Genomic DNA, 25,783 nt, shown 5'->3' on the forward strand with positions numbered 1-25,783 from the left:
GCGGCGATCGCACATCGGCCGGATCGACCGCGCGGGAAACCTGACCAATCCGCGTAGAGGAGAAAATGACACAGTCATTTCTCTAAAATGACAATCTTGTCTCATTTGGGATTGCATTCTCACGCAAGGAACGATCAACTTCGCTTCGGGTGAAGGGGAATCGAGCCAACGATCCGCTACATGGGGTACCCGGATCGGATGGCTGCACCCTCACCGGAAAGGGGCAGGATCATGAAATCCAATCAGGCAGTCTTGTATGTCGGCGCGGCACTGTGCGCGCTGGCCGGTTCGATGCCGGCGATGGCGCAGGATAATACGGCAGGCGCCGGGAGCGGGAGCGGCAGTGACATCATCGTCACCGGGTCGCGCATCCAGCGCGGCGGCTTCGACCTGCCGACGCCCACCACCGTGATCGGCGAGGAGGAGCTTCGCCTGGGCGACCGGCCAAGCATCGCGCAGGCGTTGAACGACATTCCGCAATTCCGCCCGACATCCACGCCGGCGACGACGACGGGCAACACCAATTCGGGCGCCTCCACCGCCGACTTGCGCGGCCTGGCGCCGGTGCGCACGCTGACCTTGCTCAACGGCCACCGTTTCACCGGCAGCAACGATCTCAATACCATCCCGCAAAATGTGGTGAAGCGTGTCGACGTCGTCACCGGCGGCGCATCGGCCGCCTGGGGTTCGGGCGCTGTCGCCGGCGTCGTCAACATCATCCTCGATGACGAGATGACCGGCTGGAAGGCCGGGCTTGGCACCGGCATCTCCTCGCGCGGGGATGGCGCGCGCTATGGCGGCGATGTCGCCTGGGGCACCAAGTTCGCTGACGGACGCGGCCATTTCATCGTGGCCGGCGAATATCAGAAGGATCGGGGCGCGTTCGATCGCGCATCGCGGCCCAACCTGGCGTCGGGCGTGTTCCAGCGCGCGAACGGCCAGCTCGTGATGGCGGACGATCTGAACTTCACCATCCTCAACCGGGGCGGATCGATCCTCAACCTCACCGCCTCGCCTTATAATCTGGTGTTCAATCCCGACGGGTCGATCGGTCCGCTGCCGCTGGGCAGCGAAAGCTTCGGCCAGTTGACCAATGGCGGCAGCGGCCAGCACGTCTATGACTATCTCTCGGTGAGCGCGCCGTATGAGCGGCTCAACGGCTTCGCGCGCGCCAGCTATGAATTCAGCCCGGCGCTGAAGGTATGGGCGCATGCCAGCTTCAACCAGATGAAGGCCGATTTCGGCTTCTTCCCCGACACGCCCGTCGCGGTGATCATGCCGGACAACGCCTTCCTCACCCAGACCGCGAAGAACCAGCTCGCCGCCGCCGGCATCACCGGGCCGTTCCTGCTGGGCCGCATCCTCGACGATGTCGGGCCGAACAAGATCCTCAACTACAGCTACACCCGCCGCAATATCGAGACCGCGATCGGGCTGGAGGGATCGTTCGGCGGAACCTGGAAATACGACGTCTATTACAACCACGGCGAATTGCGGAACGATCAGACGCTGGGCAACCAGCGCATCACCGCCAATTTCAACAAGGCGGTGGATTCCATCCTGGTCGGCGGCGTGCCGACCTGCCGGGTGAACGCCGATGCGAGCACCACCAACGACGACGCGGCCTGCAAGCCGCTGAACATTCTGGGCAACGGCAATATCTCCGACGCGGCGCGCGCTTATGCGTTCGGCGATGGCGGATCGGTCTCAACCACCAAACTCGACACCGCCGGCTTCAGCCTCAGCGGCCAGCCCTTCTCGCTCTGGGCGGGGCCGATCGATATCGCGGTGGGCGGCGATTTCCGCTGGGAGGAATTCGTCACCAATTCCACCGACGATTTTTCGAAGGTGCGGGCGCTGACTCCGCTGAACTTCGCGCCGACCAATGGCGGCTTCAACGTCAAGGAGTTCTTCGGCGAAATCAATCTGCCGCTGCTCAATGCGGAGGGTGTGGCGAAGCTCGAGCTGAACGGCGCGGCGCGCTATTCGGACTATAGCAACAGCGGCGGCATCTGGACCTGGAAGGGCGGCGCGACACTGCGCCTGGTGAACGACATCCTGCTGCGCGCAGTCTATTCGCGTGACATCCGCTCGCCCAGCATCGCGGAACTCTTCACCGGCCGCGCGACCAACATCGCGCCGGTCAACGATCCGTACCGCAACAATGCGCAGGTGCCGAGCGTCACCAGCTTCACCGGCGGCAATCCGAACCTGAATCCGGAAACCTCCAACACGCTCACGCTGGGCGGTTCCTATTCGCCCAGCTTCGTGCCCGGCCTCCGCTTCTCGGTCGATTACTACAAGATCGACATCAAGGGCGTCATCATCACCCCCACCAACCAGCAGGTGGTGGACCGGTGCTTCGCCGAGCTGCCGACCGACGACCTGTGCGGCGGCGTGCTGACCCGCGGCGCGAACGGTGCGATCGAGACGCTCAACCGGACCTTCACGAACCTGGCCCAGTACAAGACCGACGGCCTCGATCTCGAACTGGCCTATCGCACGGCGCTCAAGTCGGGCGCGCTCAACCTGCGCCTGCTGGCCACCCATGTGTTCTCGCTGAACCTGGCCGGCCAGGAGATCGCGGGCGTGGTGGGCGGCGACACGCCGTTCTCGACGCCGAAATGGCGAGTCACCGGCATGTTCGGTTACGAGGACGACACGATCGGGCTGGACGGCCGCGTCCGCTATGTCGGCGGCGGCATCTACAGCCGGCAGCTCGGCCCGAACGGCCAGCCGATCGAGGGCCGCGAGATCAGCGCGCGCACCTATGTCGATCTTGGCGCGCGCTTCAAGATCGAGGGCGGCTTCACCTTCTTCATGAATGTGAACAACCTGTTCGATCGCGATCCGCCCAAGGCGCAATATGTGAATCCGAACTATGACGTGATGGGACGTTACTATTCCGCAGGCGTGAAGCTGAACTTCTGATCCGGCCGGAGGGCGGTGGTCTCGATCGGTTTGCCGAGACCATCGCCCCCAAAGCCGCGGGACTTTTGAGACTCAGTCGTCCTTGCCGGCATAAACCGGAAGGATCAGCGCCGATGCGCGCGCGCCGCCGTGAAAGATCGTCTGATTGGCGTTCTTCCATTCGGTATCGGTCGCGATCGGGTTGCCGGTATTCTGGTTGGGATTGAACATCGGAAAGGCGCTCGACGAGATTTCGACGCGGATACGGTGCCCCGGCAGAAAGGCATGGCCGATCGCGCCCAAATTGATGCGATAGCGTTCGGCCTTGCCCGGCGTCAGCAGTGAAGGCTGCGCCATCGGCCCGTGGCGATAGCGGGCGCGGATGATGCCGACGGGCTTGGACCCCAGCAAGATCGCCTTTCCATCCGGCCCGACATCGGAGATCGCCGCCGTGAAATCGGTGTCCTTCGCGTCGCTGGCGGCGAACAGCTCCATGGCGACCGGCCCGATCACCTCGACGACCTTTTCGAGCGGCGGGGAAGTGTAGACAAGCACATCCGGCCGGGACTGGGCTTGCTTGCGATCCCCGGCGAACAGCTCCGCGTTGAGGTTCAGCGGCACCGGATTCTTCGGATCGTACAGATAGGTGTCGCGACCGGCGCGCGCGGGCTTTGCCCAGCCCAGCGCGCCATTGCCCGCCGCACTGTTCGCAGCACCGCCGCTCGACAGGTAAAGCCGCGTCTCCGTCGCTTCCCGCAGCGGGAACGTATCGAAATCGCGCCAGACATTCCTGCCGCTGACGAACAGGCGCACATGGGGCCGATCGAAGTGCGATGTCGTCTGCTTCAGATAGCGATCGAAGAAAGCGAGGTGCACCGCCTTGTTGTCGATGATCGAGTCCCTCGAAAGCGCGAGTTCGCCGATCTTCTCGGCACCGCCCGTATAGGACTGCATATGGTTCCAGGGTCCGATCGTCAGATATTGGTGCTTCGCGCTGCCGGCACGTGCCTCCATGCCGCGCCAATAATGGAGCGTGCCCTCCTGATCGCCATCGAACCAGCCGGTCGTCGCGAGGACCGGAATATCGATGCCGGCGAAATCGTCGGGCCCCAGCTGGATGCGCTTCCAGTAATCGTCGAGCAGGTCGTGCTCCACGAACTTGCGGAAAAGCGGCATGCGCCGGCCGAACGCCTCGTCCATCGTCAGCAGCGGCCGATGTGAGAACACCCGCGCCAAATCGGCCGCGCCCATATTGCCGCCTTGGCTGACATGGCCCGATGTCTCGTTGAGCCACATCAACGCCCACATCATCATGAAGGCGCCGCCGGTTCGCGGCAGTTCGTCCTGATAGCTGCCGGACGGCGATGTCGGCGCGATGCAGGCAAGATGGGGCGGACGTTCCTTCGCGGCCAGCCATTGCACGGCGCCGAGATAGGAAACGCCCATCATGCAGACCCGGCCATTAGACCATGGCTGCGCCGCCAGTTGCTCGACGCTGTCGTGGCCGTCCGCCGCCTCCTGGAAATAGAAATCGAACTTGCCGTCGGAATCGCCCCGGCCGCGCACATCCTGGACGACGACCGCATAGCCATGTTCGGCGAAATATCGGCCGAGAACGACGGCCTGAGCGCTCATCGGATCCGTCTTCACATAAGGCGTGCGGATCAGGATGACCGGATATCTGCCGTCCGCTTCCGGCAGCCACACATCCGAAGACAATTCGACGCCGTCGCGCATCGGCGTGCGCAGATCGAACAATTGACGCAGCGGCTTGCCCGGCACTGCCGGCGCGGGTTGTGCGCCCGCGCCCGTGGAAAGCAGCAGCAGCGCCGCCAGTGATGCCGCGCCAAGCCTGGCGCGGCGCGATTTTCCTTGAATCGTCTTGCCCATATCGAATCCTCCCGTGCCGCTCAAATAAAGGGCGGCTGGCCGGTTTGTAAAGAACTTGTGACGGTTGGCGGGCTGTGCTTAGGTCTGGCGACTTTGGATTTCCCGGGTTTACGGGGGTTTGCGAGCCGGTAGATGACATCATCCGCGTCGGAACGATTTTAGGAACGCCATGCCCAAGCGCCCGGAAGACTATATGGCCGACCGCCGCGAGCGGATCCTCGACGCGGTCGATCGTTGCTGTTGGGAAAAGGGGTGGAACCAGACCACGCTACGCGACGTGGCGAAGGCGGCCGGGCTCAGCAAGGGCGGCGTCTATGTCCATTTTCCGACAAAAACCGAGTTGCTGAGGGGGATGCTGCAACGCAATCTCGAACATCTCGACAAGCTCGGCACGGCGCCCGATCCGCAGACTTTCGTCCAATGGAGGCTGGACAGCCTCGACTTTCTGGCCGGCCCCGGCGGACGCGAACGCGCGATATCGCTGGGCGAGTTGCAAATGGACGGATTGCGCGCACCGGAATTGCGGCCGCTCGTCGAAGAAGTGACCCGCCATGCGGTCGATGTGCTGGAGGCGATGGTGCGCCGCCTGTGCCCCCGCCTCGGGCAGGAGGAGGCCCGGGATCGGGCGCTATCGATCCTTTGCTTGCTCGAAGGCCTGCGCAACTATGCGGCGGTCGCCGAAAGCATCTCGCTCGAGCAATTCCGGCGCATCGTGACGCGGGAATTGACGGCGCTTCTGGATTGCAACGGCGATTGACGACCCGGCCACCTTGCACACCGCGATACGACGGTTGACCTCGCCTGAAATATAATCATACTATATTACATAAAATGGATCGTTAAAGCGGACAAGTGGCGACGCCCGCTTTCCGCGCGACAGGAGAGATGACGCATGTCGGTGAAGAATCTTGAGCAGCGCCTGAGCGAATTCCGCGAGCGCGGCTACACGATTTTCGAGGGCGCATACGATGCCGGGCAGATGCAGGCCTGGAAAGATTGCTACGAGGATATGGTCCGTCGCAACACGCCGCGCGATGCACCGGAACCGCGCCTGCGCGTCACCAGCGCGCTGGAACAGGAACCCTGGTTGATGCTGCCGGCGGTCAACAACCAGGCGATTCTCGATTTCGCCGAGCGCGTGATGGGCCCCTTCATCCAGCTCGACAACCTTACCTTCATGGCGTTTCCGTCCGAACCCAGGGAACAGGCCGAGGGCACGGTCAGCTTCTGGCATCGGGACCGCTGGGGCTGGATGCCCGACGGCCCGCAATATATCCGGCCCACCGCCTGCAACGCGATCTGCTACCTCCAGGACCTGACCGACGAATATGGCCCCCTGCGCGTCGTCGAAGGATCGCATCGACGCGCGGTGACGATCGAGTCCGAGGCGCATCGCACGCTGCCGCATCCCGACGAAACGGTGCTGCGGGTGAAGGCTGGCGATGTCGTGTTCACCCATTGCTCGCTGCTGCACAGCGGCACGCCGAACACGTCGGGCAAGCCGCGCTATTTCTTCAGCACCTATTATAATCGCGTTGGGCTGCCGACACGCGACAATCACAAGGGGCCGAGCGTGCAGCGGATCGTCGAGATGGCGCGCGCGCGCAACGATCGGCGGCTGATGCGGCTGTTCGGCGTGGACGATGCGATTGAGCCCCGCGCGAACGCACTGTTCCTGCGGCCCGACGAGGAAATGTGGGACAAATGGATCGCGGAGGACCGGGCCGCCCTGTCACAATGAGCGTCGAGTTCCGCTCGGGCCATCTGGGGGAGATTCCGCTTCTCTGGGCACGGCCCGCGGGCGACGGGCCATGGCCATTGGTGCTCTGGCTCCATGCCTTCAGCTGGTCGAAGGAGGATGTGGAGCCGCAACTGGCCGAACTCGCCGGGCGCGGCTTCATCGCGCTGAGCTGGGATCTGCCGCAGCACGGCGCACGCAGCACCGAAACGCGCGACAGGCTGAAGCTTCGCGTGCGCACCGATCTGCGTCGTCATTTCTGGCCGATCCTGGCCCAGGGCGCAGACGAAGCCCCCCGCATCATCGACTGGGCCTTGAAACATCTGGATATCCAACCGCGCACCGCGATCGGTGGCATCTCGATGGGCGGAGACATCGCGGTCGCGGCGGCGGGTGCCGATCGACGGATCGACCGCGTCGCGGCGACACTCGCCACGCCCGACTGGCTGCGCCCCGGTTCGCATGAACCCCAGGGCAGAGCGGGTGAAGCCGAATGGAGCCTCTATCACCGGCTCAATCCGCTCACCAACATCGATCATTATGCGCACCGCCCCGCGATGCTGTTCGCGTGCGGTGCGGATGACCGGCAGGTGCCGCCCGAAGGCGCCGAGACCTTCATCGACGCATTGGGCGCACTCTATGCCGATTGCCCCGACCGGCTGAGGATCGCACGCGAGCCCGGAACCGCGCATCGATTCACACCCTGGATGTGGGGCAAGGCCCTGCAATGGTTCGAAAGCGGCGATGCGGTGCCTTTGGGAAAAGCCGAATCGCCCGCCGGCGCCGCGAGCACGACAAGCGACGCCAGCCGCTGACAGCTTTCAACGCCGCCCGATTACGCGGCTCGCGATCGGCGGGTTGACGGAAAAATCCATTGGGCATATTAAATGTTTTATGTGAAGCGAAACAATATGGCATAATCGCTCCGCACAGCACGAGCTACGCAGTCTTTAGACAAAGACAAATCGGCCGGAAGAGTCGGTCGTTCGGGGGAGGAGGAAAGCATGTCGCGCAAAGCATTGTTCGTTACCGTGTCCGCTATCGCCATGACGTCGCTGGCCGGCGTGTCGAGCGCCCATGCGCAGGCCCCGACGCCGCAGAGCGGCTCCGCCGACACTGCCCAGGATACGCAGGAAAATCAGGACATCATCGTCACCGGCGTGTTCAACGCGACGTCGATCGAACGTGCGCCCATCTCGGTCACGGCGGTCACCGAAGAGATCCTCAAGCGCCAGGCGCCAATCAGTTCGGCCGATGCGCTCAAGAGCGTGCCCGGCGTCTTCGTCAATTCCTCGCTGGGCGAGATCCGCAATATCGTCTTTTCGCGCGGCGTGTCCGCGCGGTCGCTGGAGGCCGCGGGCGGCTATTTCTACGTGTCGCTGCAGGAAGACGGCCTTCCCGTCGAGCCGATGACGACGACCAATTTCGGCCCGGACTATTTCAGCCGCCTGGATATCATGACGAGCCGTGTCGAGGCGCTGCGCGGCGGCACCGCGGTCGTCACCGGCGCCAACGCGCCGGGCGGCATCTTCAACTATATCTCCAAGACCGGAAAGTCGGCGCCGGGCACCCAGTTCCAGCTCAAGCTCGGCCTCGAAGGCGACGGCAAATCGCCGCTTTACCGGCTCGACGCCTATACGGGCGGCCGGATCGGCGAAAGCGACCTCTATTACACGCTCGCCGGCTTCTACCGCGAAAGCGACGGCGCGCGTTATCCGGGCTACAAGCTCAACAAGGGCGGGCAGATCCGCGGCAGCCTGTTGTGGGACTATGACGGCGGCTCGCTGACCATTCGCGGCAAATATCTCAACGACCGCAATGGCTGGTTCGAAACATTGCCGGCGCGCGACTTCAAGGATCCGAAGATCCTGGCGCCCTATACTAATTTGTCGTCGGTGCTGCCGCCGCCCTCTCCGCACGCCTATCCCGATTTCGCGACGGGCAAGCAGCGGACCTGGGACGGATCGAATCTGGTGAACGAAAAGGCCGTCGCCTTCGACGTGGATTGGCGCCACGAGCTGAGCGACAACATCACCATCCAGAACAAGTTCCGCTTCTCGCGCAACAAGGCGCACTGGAACACCGTCGCGGTCAACTTCGCCACGCCGCTGACCGATGCCGATGGCGGCATCCGCACGATCCAGAGCACGAGCGGCATCGACGGCACCTATACATATCGGCTGCCCGACGGAACGGTCGCCGCCGTGGTCTCGCAGGTCGGCGGCACGCGGACGATCGTCACCAACAACCTGCCCAGCCAGAATATCCTGACCGGCGGCGTGATGGCCGGTCTCGCCTATCAGCCCGACATGCGCTCGCGCAGCTTCCAGGACCAGTTGACCGTGACCGGCGATTTCGGCCGGCACCATCTCGCGATCGGCGCCTATTTCAACAAGTCGAACCTCGACGTGCTGTTCTCCGGCGCCGGCGGCGGCGTGATGACGCTCACCCCGCGCCCGGTGATGCTCAGCACGACGCTGACGCGGCCCGACGGCACCATCTATCAGGTGACCGACAGCTCCGGCTGGGCCGGCATCGGCCAGGGCCTGGCCATCCGCCAGAACGGCACCGAGGTGACCGACATCTCGATCTATGGCGGCGATACCTGGGAAGTGACCGACCGGCTGACCATCGATGCCGGTGTCCGCTACGAGAATCTGAACTATGATTCCTATTTCTATCTGCCGGTGGCCTTTACCGGCAACAAGCTGACCACGGGCGGGCGCGACGGCAATCCGCTGACCTTGTACGACAACGCCACCACGGGCCGCGGCGCGCGGATGCCGTTCACGCGCAAATATGATTATTTCGCCTATTCCGGATCGGTCGCCTACAAGTTCAGCGACAGTTTCCAGGCCTATGTCCGCTACACCAGCGGCCAAAAGGCGCCCGATTTCGGCATCCTTTCCGGCATCACCACCGCTGCCGCGATCCAGACGATCTTCCCGTCGGCGGAGAAGATCCAGCAGATCGAGATGGGGCTGAAATATCGCACCGACGGCATCTTCATCCAGGCCTTCCCGTTCTGGAGCAAGAATTCGGACATCGCCGACAACCAGACCTTCACCTACAAGGCGGGGACGCCCAATGCCGGCGTCAACTATTCGCCGCCGCCGGTGTTCGGCCAGGTCGAGACCTACGGCATCGAGATTTCGGGCGATTTCGACATCACGCGCCAGTTGAACCTGCATGCGGACCTGACGCTGCAAAATCCCAAGTCGAGCGGGTTCAGCACCTATACGCAGGGGCCGAAGGGCGACGGGACCGACGATATCGTCAGCACGGTGCCCAAGGGCACGGCGGACAACAACCCGAAGATCATCGCGCGCGCGACGGCGACATATCGCCCGGTCGAGACGCTCTCGCTGTTCGCGACCTATTCCTATCTCGGCAAGCGCGCCGCCAATCGTCGCGACGCCTGGTACCTGCCCGGCTTCAGCACCGTCGACGCCGGCCTCGCCTGGGACGTGACCGACAATTTCAGCCTGCAGGCCAATGTGACCAACGTGTTCAACACCGTCGGCATCATGGGCTGGGCGAAGAGCGGCAGCCTGCTGACGGCACTCGACCGGCAGACGCTGACACCGCAGCAGGTGGCGGCCGATCCGAACCAGCTCTTCTCGGTCCTGCCCAATCAGCCCCGGGCCTTTTACATGACGGTTTCGCTGAAGCTCTGATAGGCCTTCGCGAACGGCAATGGATGGCGGCAGCGGGAAGGCAGGCGACGAATGGATGATATGAGCCCGCCTGCACCGCAAACGAGGGGTCTGTTTTCGGGCTGGGCCCTCGTCGCCATCCTGATGCTTTTCTATTTCCTGTCGTTCGTCGATCGCGCGCTGATTTCGCTGATGGTCGAGCCGATCCAGCACGACCTGAAATTCACCGACATGCAGATGGGCCTGTTGCTCGGCCCGGCCTTCGGCATCTTCTACGCGGCGGCGGGCATTCCCCTCGGCCGGTTGATGGACCGTTATTCCAAGCGCTGGCTGTGCATGGCGGTGGTGTCCTTCTGGGGATTGTCGACCGCCATTTCGGGCATGGCGAGCAGCTTCGCGCTGTTCTTCGCCAGCCGCCTCGGCCTGGGCGCGGGCGAGGCGGGGCTGTCGCCCGCCGCCTATTCGCTGATCGCCGAACAGGTGCCGCGCAAAAGGCTGGCGACCGCCTATTCCTTCTACACGGTGGGTGCCTTCGCGGGCGGCGGGCTGGCGATCGTCGGCGGTGGATGGGTGGTCCACGCGCTATCGGCGTCGGGCAGCGTCACCATCCCGCTGCTCGGCCGGTTCCATCCCTGGCAGCTGACCTTCCTGCTGGTCGGCGGGCTGACCATCCTGGCCGCGCCCCTGGCCCTGCTGCTGCGCGAAAATGTGCGTGCGGCATCGACGCGTCCGCAAGACGGAGCACAGCCTTCGTCGGGCCTTTGGGCACTGATCCGGACCGATCCCCTATTCTATCTCGGCTACCCCTTCGCATTCGGATCGGTGAACGTCATCGTGACGGCGTTCCACGTGTGGACGCCGGCCTATATGGGCCGCACCTATGGCTGGCCGATCGAGACGGTTGGCCTCGCCTATGGCACGACGCAGGGGATCGCCGGGGTGATCGGCCTGCTCGGCATGGGCTGGCTGGTCGAGCGGCTGTACAATCGCGGCATGGTGGACGCGCATGCGAAGGTGCCCGCGATCGCCCTGTGCCTTTCGATCCCGGCGATGATCGCCGGCATCCTCTCGCATAGCCCGACAGCATTCCTGCTCGCCTCGATCATCTTCTGGGGCGCGACCTATACCTATGCGGGATATGCGCCGGCGGCGCTGCAACTCGGCACGCCGGCTTCGTTCCGTGCCAGTATCGGCGCGGTCTACGTCACCTTCCTGTCGGTGATGGGGCTGTTCATCGGGCCGACCATGGTGAGCTGGTTCACCGAAGCCGTGCTTCAGGACAAGGCGAAGATCGGCCTGTCACTGGTGTTCGTGATGATCGTGTGGGCGCCGATCGCGCTCACCGCGCTGATGGTGGTCGCCAGGAAGCTGCGCGCACGACATGCGATGGCGCCAAGCGCTGAGCATGCCGTGGTTTAGGAAGAACAGGGGTTGGCCTACGGCCGACTTCGTCCCGACAAGCTCAGCCCGGACGGCGTGCTGAGTACCGATCAGGACTTCGATTGGCGGCGCGGCGCGGTGGGCTTCTCCCCGGTAACGCGCGCGACCGTGCCTTTCGAATAGTCGATCAGCTTGCGCATCGCGTTGCGGGCTTCCGTCGCGTTGCGGTCGACGATCGCGTCGAGGATGGCCTTGTGCATCGCCAGCGAATGCTCGACGCCATCGGGATTGTCGGCTCCGATCCGGAAGCTGATGATCAGCGCCGATTCCACCACCCGGCCGAGCGAGGCGAACATGTCGTTGCCGCACGCTTCGATGATCGCGCGGTGAAAGGCCAGATCGGATTCGATGCTGTCATGGCTGCGCCCGGCGGCGGCCATGGCGTCGAACGCCTCGCCCATCTTGCGGAAATCGTGCAGTTTCGCGCGCGACGCCGCGAGATAGGCGGCGGTCGGCTCGACCATGTGCCTGAGCTCGTACAGCTGATCGAGCACGGCATCGCGATCGTCGGAGCGCAGCCGCCATTCCAGGATGTCGGGATCGAGGAAGTTCCAGTTTTCACGCGGCAGCACGAAGGTGCCGGCCTTTGGCCTGGCATCGACCAGCCCCTTGGCCGCCAGCACCCGCAGCGCTTCCCGAAGCACCGTGCGGCTGACGCCGAGCCGGGCGCAGCATTCCTCCTGCCCCGGCAGCGTCGATCCGGGCGCGAACTCGCCGGACACGATCGCGGCGCCGAGGTCCTGGATCACCCGACCGTGCAGTCCTTTGCCCTCGACGGCTTTCATTGGCTCTTCGCTCGCATGTTGACATATGAATCGACGGTTTCGCGGCACACTAATATGCGCGTCCACAAACGTCCATGCAGCCCGCCCGCCGACATGGTCATGCCGCCAGCGCGCCGCGATCCAGCTCGATGACCCGGGTGACGCCGGTCAGGCTGAGCGCGACGCGCAGTTCGGCTTCGAACAGCGACAGCATGTGCCGCACGGCGGGCCCGCCACCGGCGCCGAGCGCATAGGCCCAGGCCCGGCCGAGCAGCACGCAATCGGCGCCAAGGCACAGCATGCGAGCAACGTCCAGCCCGGAACGAACACCCCCATCGGCGAAAATCCGCAATTTCCCCCCGACCGCCTCGGCGATCGCGGGAAGCGCTTCCGCCGCCGACGGAACGCCATCGAGCTGACGGCCGCCATGATTGGAGACCACGATCCCGTCGGCGCCGAGCGCGGCGGCGGCGCGGGCGTCCTCCACATCCAAAATGCCCTTGATGACAAGCGGGCCGGACCAGACGGAGCGGATATGGTCGAGATCGCGCCACGTTATGCCAGGATCGAAATTGCTCCGCATCCAGCCCATGAAATCGTCGAGACCGCTCTTGCGGTCCAGCAGCGGCGCGACATTGCCCAGACTGTGCGGCCGTCCCATCAGCCCGACATCGACAGCCCAGTCCGGCCGGAGCAGCGCCTGGCCGAAGCGCCGCGCCGCGCCGCGCAGGCCCGGCACCCCCGCCAGCCCCGAACGATAGTCGCGATAGCGAGACCCCGGCAGTGGCATATCGACCGTGAAGACCAGCGCCGAACAGCCACGATCGCGCGCCTCCGCCAGCAACGCCTGCACGAAGCCGCGATCGCGCATCATGTACAGCTGGAACCAGAATGGCGCGCGCGCCGCCTCCGCGACCTCCCCCAGCGAGCAGGCGGAAACCGTGGAGAGGCAGAAGGGGATGCCCACATCCTCCGCGACCGCCACCGCCTGCCGCTCGCCGCGCCGGGCGAGCAGCCCGGCCAGCCCGATCGGGCCGAGCGCGACGGGCATCGCCTGGCGCCGGCCGAAGATCTCGACGCCGAGATCGACGTCGGACACGTCGCGCAGGACTCGCTGCCGCAGCGCAACCCGTTGAAGATCCGCGCGATTCCGATGCATCGTGACCTCGTCATAAGATCCGCCATCGACATATTCGAACAGGAAGCGCGGCAGCCTGCGCCGCGCCAGATCGCGATAGTCGGACGCCGATGCCGCCATTTTCATGTCGCAGATCCACCCTTAAGTCTTCAATTACGCGCTTGACACAGAGCATGTAATCATACTTATTGCCAACAACAATGGCGAATTAATAGAATGTGAGACGATGTTGACCCAGACCTCCCCGGACCCGGATGCCGCCGGCCGCGCGGCTTCGAACCACTATGATTTCGCGGGCCGGGTCGCCGTCATCACGGGCGGCGCGCAGGGCATCGGCTTCGGCGTCGCGGAACGCATCCTCGCGGGCGGCGGCGCGGTGGCGCTGTGGGACTGGGACGGCGATGTGCTGGAAAGCGCGGGTGAACGGATCGGCCCCGACGCGGCAGCGCTGCGCCAACGCGTGGATGTGAGCGATCTCGCCGCCGTCGAAGCCGCCACACGCGCGGCGATCGATCATTTCGGCCGGATCGACATCCTGATCAACAACGCCGCGCTGGTCGGGCCGAACGTGCCGACCTGGGATTATCCGCCCCAGGCCTTTCGCGATGTCGTCAATGTCGGCCTCACCGGCGCATTCTATTGCTGCCGCGCGATCGTGCCGCACATGATCGAGAAGGGTTATGGCCGGATCGTCAATGTCAGCTCGATCGCCGGCAAGGAAGGCAATCCGAACGCGGTGGCCTATAGTTCGGCAAAGGCCGGCCTGCTGGCGCTCACCAAATCACTCGGCAAGGAACTGGCGACGCACGACATCTCGGTGAACGCGGTCACCCCCGCCTTTGCCAAGACGTCGCTTTCGATGACGCAGTCGCCGCAGCATATCGAATATATCCTCTCGAAGATTCCGCGCGGGCGCATGCTCGAGATCGCTGAAGCGACGTCGATGATCTGCTGGCTGGCGACCGAGGAGAATTCCTTCACCACGGCGGCGGTGTTCGATCTTTCGGGCGGCCGCGCGACATATTGAGCCGATCGTCGGCGACATCATCAAAGGGGTAGCTATGCGTATTGTCAGGTTCGGTCTCGCGGGATCGGAACGCTATGGACTGGTGGACGATGCGGACATCGTCCGCGACGCTTCGTCGATCGTCGGCGATGAGACCGATTTCGAACGCGTGCTCGATAGGCTCGCCACCGCGCGCGCCACCGATCTGCCCGCCGTGCCGGACGGCGAACGGCTCGGTTGCCCGGTCGCGCGCGTCGGCAAGGTCGTCTGCGCGGGGCTCAACTATTCGGATCATGCGGCCGAAACCAACATGCCGGTTCCCTCAGAGCCGGTTCTCTTCATGAAGGCGAACACATCGGTCTGCGGCCCCAATGACGATATCCGCATCCCGCCCGGCGCCGACAAGGTCGACTGGGAAGTCGAACTCGGCGTCGTCATCGGCAAGCGGACGACGCGCGTGAGCGAGGCGGACGCGCTCGACCATGTCGCGGGCTATGCGGTCGTTCACGACGTATCCGAACGCGCCTTCCAGCTCGAAGGCACGGGACAATGGCTGAAGGGCAAGAGCCTGGACAGCTTCTGCCCGGTCGGGCCTTGGCTCGTCACGCGCGACGAGGTCGGCGATCCGCAGGATCTTGCCATGTATCTGGAGGTCAACGGCAAGCGGATGCAGGATGGCTCCACACGGACGATGGTGTTCGGCGTCGCCTTCCTGGTTTCCTATATCAGCCGCTTCATGACGCTCGAGCCGGGCGACATCATCGCGACGGGCACGCCGCCCGGCGTGGGCATGGGGCAGCGCCCGCCGGTCTATCTGAAACCCGCCGATCGCGTCTCGCTGGGGATCCAGGGGCTCGGCGTACAGCGGCAGACGGTGCGCCTGATCGACTGAAATCGCGCCTCGGGCACCAGCGCCCGCCGGCTGTTCAAATCAAAGGCGCGCTGCCCTGGCAGGTGCCACCGCATATTCGTGAGGAACGACCATGAAGATCACCGTAACCGATGCCACCTTCCCGGCGCTGGCGCAGGAACGCGCGGTCGCCGAGGAATTCGGCGCCGAGTTCGTGGAGGCGAAATGCGCCAGCGCCGATGACGTGACGGCGGCGGCGGACGGCACCGACATATTGATCGTCCAGTTCGCGCAGGTGACGGCGCAGGCGATCGCGAAACTGGCACCGGGTTCGCTGATCGTCCGCTACGGCATCGGGCTCGACAATATCGATCTGGCGGCGGCGCAGGCGCGGGGTGTGAAGGTCGCCTATGTGCCCGATTATGCGACGGGCGAGGTGGCGGACCATACCGCATCGCTCATCCTCGCGACGCTCCGATGCCTGTTGCCGCTCGATCGATCGGTGCGCGACGGCAAATGGGACGCGGTCGGCGTTTCCGGCGCGCTGCAAAGCTTCGCCGACACCATGATCGGCTTCATCGGCTTCGGCCGGATCGGCCAGGGCGTGCTGGCGCGGCTGAAGCCCTTCGGCTTCCGGAGCATCGTCGCCGATCCCTATGCCGATCAAGCGGTGCTGGCGGAACTCGGCGCGGAGGCCGTCGACCTCGACACGCTGTTCGCCCGCGCCGACGCGATCACGCTCCATTGCCCGCTCACGCCCGAAACCCGCCATGTGGTGAATGCCGAACGGCTGGCCGCCAGGCCGGGCCGCGCCGCGCTGGTCAACACCGCGCGCGGCGGCCTTGTCGATCCCGACGCGCTCGCCGGCGCACTGGAGTCGGGGCTGCTGCGCGGCGCCGCGCTCGACGTGTTCGAAACCGAGCCGCTGCCGCTCGATTCACCGCTGCGCACCTGCCCCAACCTCATCCTCACCCCGCATGCCGCCTGGTATTCGATAAGCGCGATCGAACGCCTTCAGGGCCTTGCCGCCGACGAAGTCAGACGGCATCTCACGGGAGCGCCGATGCGGCGCCCGGCTCCGGCCGGCTGATTCCAGGTAAGGCAGGATCCTCGTGACCAGACGCGCTGAAGAGATCGCCGCGAAAATCGAGACGTTCATTCGCGACGTGATCGTGCCCTATGAAGGCGACGACCGCCGCGACCGCCACGGGCCGAGCGACACCCTGGTCGCGGATATGCGCGAAAAGGCACGCGCGGCGGGCGTGCTCACGCCGCATATCCTGGCCGATGGTTCACATCTGACACAGCGCGAAACCGCGATCGTGCTGCAAAAGACCGGCCTGTCCCCATTGGGACCGCTCGCCTGCAACACCCAGGCGCCCGACGAAGGCAATATGTATCTGCTCGGTAAGGTCGGCACCGCCGAGCAGAAGGCGCGCTTCCTCGATCCACTGGTGAAGGGCGAGGCACGATCGGCCTTTTTCATGACCGAGCCGGCGGAAGAGGGCGGCGCGGGTTCCGATCCCTCGATGATGCAAACCACCTGCCGGCTCGACGGCAATCACTGGGTGATCAACGGCCGCAAGAAATTCATCACCGGCGCCGAAGGTGCCAGGGTGGGCATCGTCATGGCGCGTTCCGATGACGGGGCCTGCATGTTCCTGGTCGATCTGCCCGATCCCGCGATCCGCACGGTGCGCGTGATCGATACGATCGACAGTTCGATGCCCGGCGGACACGCGCTGATCGATATCGTCGACCTGCGCGTGCCGGCGGACCAGATGCTGGGGGCAAGCGGCGAAGGTTTTCAATATGCGCAGATCCGGCTGAGCCCCGCCCGGCTTTCGCACTGCATGCGCTGGACCGGACTGGCGACGCGCGCGCACGAGATCGCAGTGGACTATGCCAATCGCCGCATGGCCTTCGGCAAGCCGCTGATCGATCATGAGGGCGTCGGCTTCATGCTGGCCGAAAATCTGATCGATCTGAAGCAGGCCGAGCTGATGATCGACTGGTGCGCGGGCATTCTCGACACCGGTTCGCTCGGCACCGCCGAAAGCTCGATGGCGAAGGTCGCGGTCTCGGACGCGCTGTTCCGCATCGTCGATCGCTGCGTCCAGGTGATGGGCGGCAACGGCGTCAGCCAGGATACGATCGTCGAACAGGCCTTTCGCGAGATCCGCGCCTTTCGCATCTATGACGGGCCGACCGAGGTCCATAAATGGAGCCTCGCCAAGAAGATCAGGCGCGACTGGAAGACGGCGACGGCGTGACGCCCCGTCGCTGCGGCAACCGGTCCCGACGGACGCTCGTCAAATCTGGAACATGCTGTGATCCGCCGGAAGCGGATCATATGCTCCAGGTCTTGGTTTACCGCGATTTTCGCTTCGCAGGCCTGCGGCTGCCGTCAGCCGACCGCCGCGCGCAGGCGGGCAATGTCGGCGTGGCGCGACCGGCCCGCCGGATCGGGTTCGGCACAGCGATAATCGCGCAGGATCTTGAGCGAACGCAGCAGCACCTCCAAAGGCGGTCCGCTAGAGGTGATGCCTTGCAATTGCCGTTCGTCAAGGCTGTTCGCGGGCCCAGCGATGAATTTCTCCACCAGCAGATCATGGTGCTGGCGCGCGGTTTCACCAAAGGCGTCGCAGGCCTCGAGAAAGGCCCGGGTGTTGACGCGGAACCAGGGCGCATCCGCGCAATCATCGACGAGCAGCAGCAGCTCGTCGAGCAGGCTGCGCTGGCTCATGCATTCGCGCAGCCTCGCCTGTTCGGAGGGCAGCATGAACGGCATCTTGTCGACCAGCAGTTGCGCATAATAAGGGTCGTTGGCGCGGGTCAGGCCGAGCAGCAGATCGATTTCGTTGATACCGGAGAAGTCGCCGGCATTCGCGCCGCGATATTCCTGCCGGCCGACCCGATAGGGTTTGTAATAGGGCCGTACGCAATAGAAGAAACGCTCGATATCGAGCGCCTCGGCCAGGCCGGCATTGAAGGCGACGACATCGTCGAGCGCGGCACGCGCGTCACGGAACAATTGTTCCGCGATCGGGCTCGATACGCCCAGATGCACCACCCGGCCGAGCGCATCGGCCGCGCGCTGCAGGCCCAATATGCCGCGCGTATTCTCGTCGATGAACAGAAATTCGTCCTTCAGCGACGTGAAACTCTTCCGTACGCCGCGAATCGCCAGATTATGCGTCGCGAGGTGCGCGGTGGCGTAACGCGGCGCCATCCCGATCGAGGCGCCGACATGCAGCGCAAGCGACGAGGCTTCGGGGAAAGGTGAACGCTCCTCACGCTCCGGATTGGTCAGTTCGTGTCGCCGCAGCGCGCCCAGATAGAGTCCGACATTGCCGAGAACACCGAAAGCGCTGGAAAATCCGTCGCCGGTATTCCCTTCCGACAGCAGCGCGGCCACATGTTCGTGCCCCTCGTCACGCAACCGCGCCTTGATCGGATCGCCGATGCCGATCACGTTCGAACGGTCGTCCTGCGCGAAATAGAGCTCCTCGAGCTCGGTATTCATCTCGACAAAGGATCCGCGGATCCAGCGATCGAAAGCGTCGGCATTTGAGCTCATGGGTCCTCCCCGGACATTGTCTGGACCGGCTCTATCAGCAAAGGCCGGCGTGATCGGTGCGCTATGGGGTCGTCGGGATGACGCCCGCCAGCCTCATCGCGTATCGGCAAGCAGCAACGCCCGCAGGCCCGTGCTGTTGATCTGCAGATCGGCGAGCGAGTAGCGATCGAATACCGCCAGGAACGCGGCCATCGCCTCGTGCAGCACCCCCGTCAGCCCGCAGGCCGGGGCGATCACACAGCTCCCGCAATCGACGAGTTCGAAACTGTCCTCGGTATGGCGTATCACCTGCCCGATGTTGATCGTTTCCGCCGCGCGGGCAAGGCGGATGCCGCCGAAGCGCCCGCGCACGCTTTCCACATAGCCGGCGTTCACCAGATCGTTGACGACCTTCATCAGGTGGTTCTGCGAAATGCCGTAGCCGCGCGAGATATCACCGATCGAGCATAGCCGGTCGTCGGGCTGGCTGCCCAGGTAGAGCAGCACCCGCATCGCATAATCGGTGTAGCGCGTCAGACGCATGGCGGGTCCTTCATCCGGTCCTCACTCTTAATATGTATTTTTGTTGCATGTTTCAATCGGTCATTATACATGCGGATTAGATGCATGATTTCGAGTCGTGATCGATCGCGGCTCGACAGGCACTCTGGAAGGAGCATATCCCCATGTCCGACGCCCCGTTCGTGGATCTCAGCGTCCATCACCAGCCGGCCGATCTTTCCGATCGCATCGCGCTCGGCTTCACCAAGGTCCTGCGCTTCTGCGCCGATACCTTCTTCGCCAAACGCTATGGCCACCGCGCCATCGTGCTGGAAACGGTAGCGGCGGTCCCCGGCATGGTCGGGGCGACGCTGAACCATCTCAAATGCCTGCGCCGGATGGAGGACGACCGGGGCTGGATCCGCACGCTGATGGAAGAAGCGGAGAATGAGCGGATGCACCTGATGACCTTCATCGAGGTGGCGAAGCCGACACTGTTCGAGCGGCTCGTGATCCTGGGCGTGCAGTGGATCTTCTACCTCGCCTTTTTCACGCTTTATCTGGTGAGCGGAAAAACCGCGCACCGCGTCGTCGGCTATTTCGAGGAGGAAGCGGTGATCAGCTATACGCTCTATCTGCAGGAGATCGACGAAGGCCGCAGCCCCAACCGCCCCGCACCGGCGATCGCCAGGCATTACTGGAAGCTTGCCGACAATGCGACCCTGCGTGACGTGGTGCTGGTCGTCCGTGCCGATGAGGCGCATCACCGCGACGTCAATCACGGCTTTGCCGACGAACTGGCGGGAAGAGCGCCCGCCACAAAACCGGCCCCCTATCCCGAGCATGCGGCCGATATCCGGATGGCCGCCTGACGGGACCGGGCCCGGCCGGGCGGATCCCGGCCGGCCGGCGCCGTTCGCGCAGCGGCCCTCTCCCAGTTCATTCCGAAAAACCCGCAGGAGTCATTGATGTCGCAACCCCTCAGCGACCGAAGCATCGCGCTCGTCAAAGCCACCGTCCCGGCGCTCGAAGCCCACGGCCTGGACATCGTTCACGAAATGTATGCGCGCATGTTCCGGAATCCGGAGATCCGCGATCTGTTCAACCAGTCGCATCATGGCGATGGCGGATCGCAGCCCCGCGCATTGACCGGGGCGATCCTCGCCTATGCCGCCAATATCGACAATCTCGGCGCGCTGGCCCCCGCGGTCGAACGGATCGCGCAGAAGCATGTCGGCCTGCAGATCCTGCCCGAACATTATCCCCATGTCGCACAGGCGCTGCTCGGCGCGATCGAGGCTGTGCTGGGCGATGCCGCGACCGACGAGATCCTGGCGGCCTGGGGCGAAGCCTATTGGTTCCTCGCCAATATATTGATCGCCCGCGAAAGGCGCGTCTATGCCGAACAGGCGGAGATGACGGGCGGCTGGAACGGCTGGCGCGACTTTCGCGTCGAGGCGGTGGTGCGTGAAAGCAGCGTCATCAGATCCTTCATCCTGCGCCCCGCCGATGGCGGCCCGGTCATGCGCCACAGGCCGGGACAATATCTGACCTTCTGGCTGGAGATTCCGGGGCACCCGCCGGTCAAGCGCAACTATTCGATCTCCGCCGCGCCGAACGGCGAGACCTATCGCCTCTCGGTGAAGCGCGAGCCGCAGGGTCTGGCTTCGGGCTGGCTGCACGATCATGCATTCCCCGGCACGGTATTGAAACTGGCGGCGCCCGCGGGCGAATTCTTCCTGCCCGACCGGCCAGACCGCCCGGTGGTGCTGCTTTCCGGCGGCGTCGGCCTGACCCCGATGGTGGCGATGCTCGAAGCCCTGGTGGCGAGCGACAGCCAGATGCCGGTCCATTATATCCATGGCACGCATGACCGCGAGACGCATGCGATGCGCGATCATGTCCGCGCGCTCGCCATGCAGGGCAAGGTGGTCCGCGTCACCGACTTCCACCAGACCCCGCTCGACGGCGAGGTGGAGGGGCGCGACTATGACCATGCGGGGCTCATCACCGAGGCGTGGCTGATCGCGAACACGCCCGCCGGCGAAGCCGATTATTTCATTTGCGGTCCCCGGCCCTTCCTGCGTGCGGCGGTCTCCGCGCTGTCGCTTGCCGGAGTAGCTGCGGGCAGGATCCACTACGAATTCTTCGGCCCCGCCGACGAACTTCTCGCAGCCTGAAGGACAGCGGCATGGACGATTTCACGCTGGCGCGGATCGTTCATGCCACCGCCATCCTGTTCTGGATCGGCGGCGTCGGCTTCGTCACGCTGGTGGTGATGCCGGCGGTTCGCGCCGGCTACCCGGAGCACGAGCGGCTCGCGGCCTTTCACCGTATCGAGGCGCGCTTCGCGCCACAGGCGCGGATCTGGGTGCTGCTCGCCGGCACCAGCGGATTGTGGATGAGCTGGCGCGGCGGCCTGTGGGCCAGGTTCGCGGATGCACAATTCTGGTGGATGCACGCGATGGTCGCGATCTGGCTGGTCTTCGCGGCGATGCTGTTCGTGGTGGAGCCGCTGTTCCTGCACCGCAGGATGACGCGTTCTCCCCATCCGCACAAGGATTTCGCGCGCATGCAGCGCATGCATCATATCCTGCTGGCGCTGTCCGTCCTGACCCTGATCGGGGCGATCGGCGGCAGCCACGGCCTCTTCTGAACGCCGGCCCGATCAGGATATGGATCAGCCGGACGGCAGGGGCCAGAGCCGGTCGACGGGGCGTTCGAGGACGCGTGCCGCGGCGGCGTGGAGCATCTTCGGCCCCAACCGGCCGGAGCGCGCCGCGGCCGCGATCCATTGCTCGAGATTGCCGCCGGTCTCGACCCAGCGATCCTCGCGCAACAGGCCGTAAAGGCCGCCGGCGAGGACATGGATGCCGTCATCGGCCTTGCGCCAGCGATCCGCCGGATTGCGCGCGACACCGAGCGCCTCGCTGATCAACTGGTCGAGCGCCTCGCATATGTCTTCGTTGAGCATCCCTTCCAACGTCGTGTATCCCCATTTGGGGTCATGCTCCCGAACGATGCGCGGGATCAGCGGATCGCGGGCGAGCACCGCCAGCGCCGCCTTCGCCGCTTCGCCATCCATCGGAAAAGGAGGGTGGAGCATCTCGTGCGCGGCGATCCGGACGGTCGTGGCGACGTCGTAATCGGCCGCCTGAAGAAACGTCTGGTCGAGCATCTTGGCGCCATGCGGCTTGGAGAAGGCGAGCAGCACGACATTGATGACCGGATCGAAGCTGCGCCCGGTCAGCTTTTCCTGCCATTGGACGACATCGTAGCGCGCGAGGCCGTTCGTCACCTCGGCGATACGCGCGGCGAAGGCGGTACCCAGCCGCTTGCGCCTGAACCCGGCGAAATCCGCCGCCTGCATGGCTCGAAAGACGGAGATCAGCCGCTGGGAATGCCTGGCCAGCCAGGTGAAATCGCTCTCCTCCCGGCTCGGATTGCGACGAAATGCGGGCGCGACGCGCCCTTCGGGATCGGCCAGCGCATCGATCACCGACCGGAGCGAGGTAATGCCCGCGCCACTCAGGATATTGGCGAGCACCGGCCAGAGCAGGCCGAAGGATTCCGTTTCGGCCTGCTGCGCGAGGCGCGGAATGTCGGTGCGAATGTCCGCCGGCAGGGTGGCCGCGAAAACGTCCGCATCCTCGGCATAATAGTGCCGATAAAGTTCTTGGCCCGATAATGCGCCCAGAAACGCGATCGCATCATAGCCCTCGGATTCGATCACGTTCCAGCGCGTGCGCATCGGGGGCGGCGCAGCCGCGAACGCAGGGATGACGGGGCTTGCGGCAAGCGCCATGGCGACGGCGACGAAGTGACGACGGTTCATGCAGCCCCGCTTAACGCGGATGCGGCGCCTTCGATTGAACGGACTTTGCCCTGAGGCCGGCAGGCGTCGTGCCGGTGATGCTCCGCAAGGCGCGCGTCATGTGCGCCTGATCGGCAAAGCCGAGATCGGCAGCCAGTTCCGCCAACGGCTCGTCCGTCCTGGTGATGGCACGCAATGCACGCCGCACACGCACCTCCATCCGGAATCTTTTGGGGCTGACGCCGAAGGCGCGATGGAAGCCTCGGCTGACCGAAGCCGGCGAAAGCCCCATCGCATCGGCCCAATCAGTGATGGAAAGCGCCGGATCACCCCCCATCGCATCGGCGAGCAGATCCGGCCAATCGGCGAAGCGACGCGCGCCCGGACGGAGATGTCCGGCGACGAAGGCGGTTGCGGCAGCAGGATCCCGCTCCGCCAGGCGCATCGCCCTGTCCGGATCGTCGATCAATCCCGCGCCCCGTTCAAACGTCGGCAGGGCGGGCAGGTTGAGCACGATGGTCTCCCCTGCCTGGAAGGCATCGCAATGCGCCTCATGCGCGCCATGGACGATCACCGTTCCCGGCCCCGCCAGCCAGCGTCCGCGGTCCCCCGCCTCGACATAACCGCCGGCCAGCACGACCGCGACATAGCCTGTCGCATGCCTGTGGCGCGGCAATGCCCCGCGTCCGTGACGCGTCACCCTCACAAGTGCGTCATGCATCGGTGATAGCCGCTGTGCCGGGATGGTCCGTCATGCCGTCGAGCTTAGCGGAGCGAGCAGGCCAGGACATAGAGCATTTGCGAATTGACTGTTGAGCGCCAACGGCCCGAAGACTGCGGCCGCGAGGGAACCGGAGCGTTTCCACGATGAGCGAGCATCAAGGACCGCGAACCTGCTCCCCCTTTTCGGGGACGACAAGGCGGCCTACCTCCAGGATTGCGAGCGGAGTATCGGGGCAGGATGCACATGCGAATCGGTACACCACTTCAACCCGTCGATGAGCTGGTGACGCTCATCTACCAGGGACCGCTCGAACCGACGCCTTTTCAGGGTTTCCTGGAAGCCCTCGCACGGCGAATGCAGTGCAGCAATGCCGGCATGGTACTGCGACTGAGCCGTCAGGGCACCCCGCCACTCATTGTCTGGGGGCGCCCGCAAGCCATCGGCGAGGCGGAAGCGCGCCGGATCAATGAGCGTCATGCCGAGCTCGGCGATCTCGACCCACTCCGCAATGCACTGACGCGCCCGGGCCTGATCCTGACCTTGAGCGAAGTGATGTCGCCGGCCGAGTTGGCGGAGAACCGTTTCTATCAGGAGATCATGCGCCCCTATGGCATCGGCCACGAACTGGGCATGTATGTTTCCGAACCCGGCGGCTGGGATGCCAATGTCGGGCTCACCGCCGGCCCCGACGAGAAGGATTTCACCCAGGACGACAAGGATGTGCTGATCGCGCTGCGGCCGCACCTCGAACAAGCGCTCGCTCTCTTCTCGCGCTTGCGGCGCGACGAGACCGAGCTTCAGGCGATGATCGATGCGCTCGACCGACTGACCATCTGCACCTTCATTCTCGACGGCACGTCACGCGTGATCCGTACCAACGGCGCCGCGCGCAGGCTGCTCGAGGCCAGCCGCGACATCCGCCTTGCCGAGGGTCGCCTCTCGCTGACGGGCAAAGCCAGTAACGGGATGCTCCAGAAGCTCGTCCAGAAGGCGATCGCCGCCCGCCGCGACGGCGACAGCTCGACCGAGGCGCTTCGCGCCGATGTCGATGCAGAACGTCCGCTGGGCGTGCTTGTGCGCGCGATCGAGGCACCGACACGCTATGTGAACGATGCCGAGCCCGCCGCCGTGATTTATGTCTCCGGCCTCGAAACGGGGCAGCCGCTGGAGCGGCTGGTCAGCCGTATCTTCGACCTGACCCCATCCGAAGCCCATCTCGCCGCGCTGCTCGCCGGCGGACTCAGCCTGTCCGAAGCCGCGGACAAACTCGACCTGACCGAGAATACGGTGCGCAGCTATTGCAAAACGATCCTCAACAAGACCGGGGTCAGCCGCCAGGCCGATCTTGTCCGCCTGATCCTGCGCAGCGTGGCGGTGCTGGGCTGATCGCTTGGCATGCGCCGGCCCCAAGGCCGGCACGGGCTTTCGCCGCCGAACCCGCCCAGCGCCGGTGGAATAATGCCCGTTCGATGCAATGGAGGTGAAAAGGCGAACGCATCGCCGTTGTGCATGCTCGCAACGCAAAAAGGGCCTCCCCGAAGGGAGGCCCTTTGTTCTACGGCCTTGGTTGCGGGAGCAGGATTTGAACCTGCGACCTTCAGGTTATGAGCCTGACGAGCTACCGGGCTGCTCCATCCCGCGCCAGAGGCGGTAAGAGACCGTAGTAAACATTATGAATGGGTTCTGATGTAACAAATCCGGATGCGCCTGCTGCAAAGCCTGGCGGCGACCTACTCTTCCAGCGCTTAAGCGATAGTACCATCGGCGCAGTCAGGTTTCACGGCCGAGTTCGA

21 protein-coding genes and 1 tRNA gene are annotated in these 25,783 nt (G+C 64.6%); 14 read left to right on the plus strand and 8 right to left on the minus strand.

Annotation, left to right across the window (positions count from 1 at the left end; all coding sequences use genetic code 11):
• Positions 1-231: 231 nt before the first annotated feature.
• On the plus strand, positions 232-2,931 hold the full coding sequence (locus tag K7G82_RS29105) for a TonB-dependent receptor domain-containing protein (RefSeq protein ID WP_222994011.1): 2,700 nt from the start codon (positions 232-234) through the stop codon (positions 2,929-2,931).
• 72 nt (positions 2,932-3,003) lie between these two features.
• On the opposite strand, the gene K7G82_RS29110 is transcribed toward K7G82_RS29105, so the two are convergent.
• A complete protein-coding gene (locus K7G82_RS29110) occupies positions 3,004-4,800 on the minus strand; it encodes a CocE/NonD family hydrolase (protein ID WP_222994012.1) in 1,797 nt (598 codons plus the stop codon).
• A gap of 169 nt (positions 4,801-4,969) precedes the next feature.
• Between K7G82_RS29110 and K7G82_RS29115 the strand changes: the two genes are divergently transcribed.
• From K7G82_RS29115 to K7G82_RS29135, 5 genes are all read left to right on the plus strand, one after another.
• Positions 4,970-5,557 carry a TetR/AcrR family transcriptional regulator gene (locus tag K7G82_RS29115; protein ID WP_222994014.1) on the plus strand — a complete coding sequence of 196 codons (588 nt, stop codon included), beginning with the start codon at positions 4,970-4,972 and terminating at the stop codon, positions 5,555-5,557.
• Positions 5,558-5,692: 135 nt separating this feature from the next.
• Positions 5,693-6,541, plus strand: coding sequence for a phytanoyl-CoA dioxygenase family protein (locus tag K7G82_RS29120; RefSeq protein WP_222994016.1), 849 nt, complete (start codon positions 5,693-5,695; stop codon positions 6,539-6,541).
• Complete coding sequence (locus tag K7G82_RS29125; RefSeq protein WP_222994018.1) at positions 6,538-7,353, plus strand: alpha/beta hydrolase family protein; 816 nt, start codon at positions 6,538-6,540, stop codon at positions 7,351-7,353. Before K7G82_RS29120 ends, K7G82_RS29125 begins: the two co-directional genes overlap by 4 nt.
• A 189-nt stretch (positions 7,354-7,542) precedes the next feature.
• Entirely contained in the window at positions 7,543-10,215 is a 2,673-nt protein-coding gene (locus tag K7G82_RS29130) for a TonB-dependent receptor (RefSeq protein ID WP_222994021.1), read from the plus strand.
• Positions 10,216-10,275: 60 nt separating this feature from the next.
• Complete coding sequence (locus tag K7G82_RS29135; RefSeq protein ID WP_222994023.1) at positions 10,276-11,613, plus strand: MFS transporter; 1,338 nt, start codon at positions 10,276-10,278, stop codon at positions 11,611-11,613.
• A 71-nt stretch (positions 11,614-11,684) separates the two neighbouring features.
• Here K7G82_RS29135 and K7G82_RS29140 read toward each other — a convergent pair whose 3' ends face one another.
• Both K7G82_RS29140 and K7G82_RS29145 read right to left on the minus strand, forming a co-directional pair.
• Entirely contained in the window at positions 11,685-12,419 is a 735-nt protein-coding gene (locus tag K7G82_RS29140) for a FadR/GntR family transcriptional regulator (protein WP_222994024.1), read from the minus strand.
• Between the two features lie 97 nt (positions 12,420-12,516).
• Positions 12,517-13,662: an L-lactate dehydrogenase gene (locus tag K7G82_RS29145; RefSeq protein ID WP_222994026.1), complete on the minus strand. Its 1,146-nt coding sequence runs from the start codon at positions 13,660-13,662 to the stop codon at positions 12,517-12,519.
• Positions 13,663-13,762: 100 nt separating this feature from the next.
• Between K7G82_RS29145 and K7G82_RS29150 the strand changes: the two genes are divergently transcribed.
• The 4 genes from K7G82_RS29150 to K7G82_RS29165 all read left to right on the plus strand — a co-directional run bounded on the left by K7G82_RS29150 (position 13,763) and on the right by K7G82_RS29165 (position 17,665).
• Complete coding sequence (locus K7G82_RS29150; RefSeq protein ID WP_222994027.1) at positions 13,763-14,563, plus strand: SDR family NAD(P)-dependent oxidoreductase; 801 nt, start codon at positions 13,763-13,765, stop codon at positions 14,561-14,563.
• Between the two features lie 34 nt (positions 14,564-14,597).
• Complete coding sequence (locus tag K7G82_RS29155) at positions 14,598-15,434, plus strand: fumarylacetoacetate hydrolase family protein (RefSeq protein WP_222994028.1); 837 nt, start codon at positions 14,598-14,600, stop codon at positions 15,432-15,434.
• Positions 15,435-15,525: 91 nt separating this feature from the next.
• Positions 15,526-16,482: a C-terminal binding protein gene (locus K7G82_RS29160; protein WP_222994029.1), complete on the plus strand. Its 957-nt coding sequence runs from the start codon at positions 15,526-15,528 to the stop codon at positions 16,480-16,482.
• Between the two features lie 22 nt (positions 16,483-16,504).
• The gene (locus tag K7G82_RS29165; RefSeq protein WP_222994030.1) at positions 16,505-17,665 is read left to right on the plus strand and encodes an acyl-CoA dehydrogenase family protein; all 1,161 of its coding nucleotides are present in this window, start codon (positions 16,505-16,507) and stop codon (positions 17,663-17,665) included.
• A gap of 134 nt (positions 17,666-17,799) precedes the next feature.
• Here K7G82_RS29165 and K7G82_RS29170 read toward each other — a convergent pair whose 3' ends face one another.
• Positions 17,800-18,972, minus strand: a complete 1,173-nt coding sequence (locus tag K7G82_RS29170) for a PrnB family protein (protein WP_222994031.1) — start codon at positions 18,970-18,972, stop codon at positions 17,800-17,802.
• A gap of 93 nt (positions 18,973-19,065) precedes the next feature.
• Positions 19,066-19,494, minus strand: coding sequence for an Rrf2 family transcriptional regulator (locus tag K7G82_RS29175; protein ID WP_222994032.1), 429 nt, complete (start codon positions 19,492-19,494; stop codon positions 19,066-19,068).
• Between the two features lie 143 nt (positions 19,495-19,637).
• Here K7G82_RS29175 and K7G82_RS29180 point away from each other — a divergent pair, with 143 nt between their 5' ends.
• The 3 genes from K7G82_RS29180 to K7G82_RS29190 all read left to right on the plus strand — a co-directional run bounded on the left by K7G82_RS29180 (position 19,638) and on the right by K7G82_RS29190 (position 22,108).
• Entirely contained in the window at positions 19,638-20,324 is a 687-nt protein-coding gene (locus tag K7G82_RS29180; protein ID WP_222994033.1) for an alternative oxidase, read from the plus strand.
• Between the two features lie 96 nt (positions 20,325-20,420).
• Positions 20,421-21,632: an NO-inducible flavohemoprotein gene (hmpA, locus tag K7G82_RS29185; RefSeq protein ID WP_222994034.1), complete on the plus strand. Its 1,212-nt coding sequence runs from the start codon at positions 20,421-20,423 to the stop codon at positions 21,630-21,632.
• Positions 21,633-21,643: 11 nt separating this feature from the next.
• Complete coding sequence (locus K7G82_RS29190) at positions 21,644-22,108, plus strand: hypothetical protein (protein ID WP_222994036.1); 465 nt, start codon at positions 21,644-21,646, stop codon at positions 22,106-22,108.
• A 24-nt stretch (positions 22,109-22,132) separates the two neighbouring features.
• Here the strand turns inward: K7G82_RS29190 and K7G82_RS29195 are convergent, their stop codons facing one another.
• On the minus strand, positions 22,133-23,287 hold the full coding sequence (locus tag K7G82_RS29195) for a hypothetical protein (RefSeq protein WP_222994038.1): 1,155 nt from the start codon (positions 23,285-23,287) through the stop codon (positions 22,133-22,135).
• Between the two features lie 10 nt (positions 23,288-23,297).
• Positions 23,298-23,987 carry a helix-turn-helix domain-containing protein gene (locus K7G82_RS29200; RefSeq protein WP_222994040.1) on the minus strand — a complete coding sequence of 230 codons (690 nt, stop codon included), beginning with the start codon at positions 23,985-23,987 and terminating at the stop codon, positions 23,298-23,300.
• Between the two features lie 246 nt (positions 23,988-24,233).
• Here K7G82_RS29200 and K7G82_RS29205 point away from each other — a divergent pair, with 246 nt between their 5' ends.
• Entirely contained in the window at positions 24,234-25,376 is a 1,143-nt protein-coding gene (locus K7G82_RS29205; RefSeq protein WP_222994042.1) for a helix-turn-helix transcriptional regulator, read from the plus strand.
• Positions 25,377-25,554: 178 nt separating this feature from the next.
• Here the strand turns inward: K7G82_RS29205 and K7G82_RS29210 are convergent.
• Positions 25,555-25,631: transfer RNA gene (locus K7G82_RS29210), tRNA-Met, on the minus strand.
• Positions 25,632-25,783 lie beyond the last annotated feature (152 nt).

It is taken from the genome of Sphingomonas colocasiae (assembly GCF_019880585.1).
Taxonomy (GTDB): Bacteria; Pseudomonadota; Alphaproteobacteria; order Sphingomonadales; family Sphingomonadaceae; genus Sphingobium_A; species Sphingobium_A colocasiae.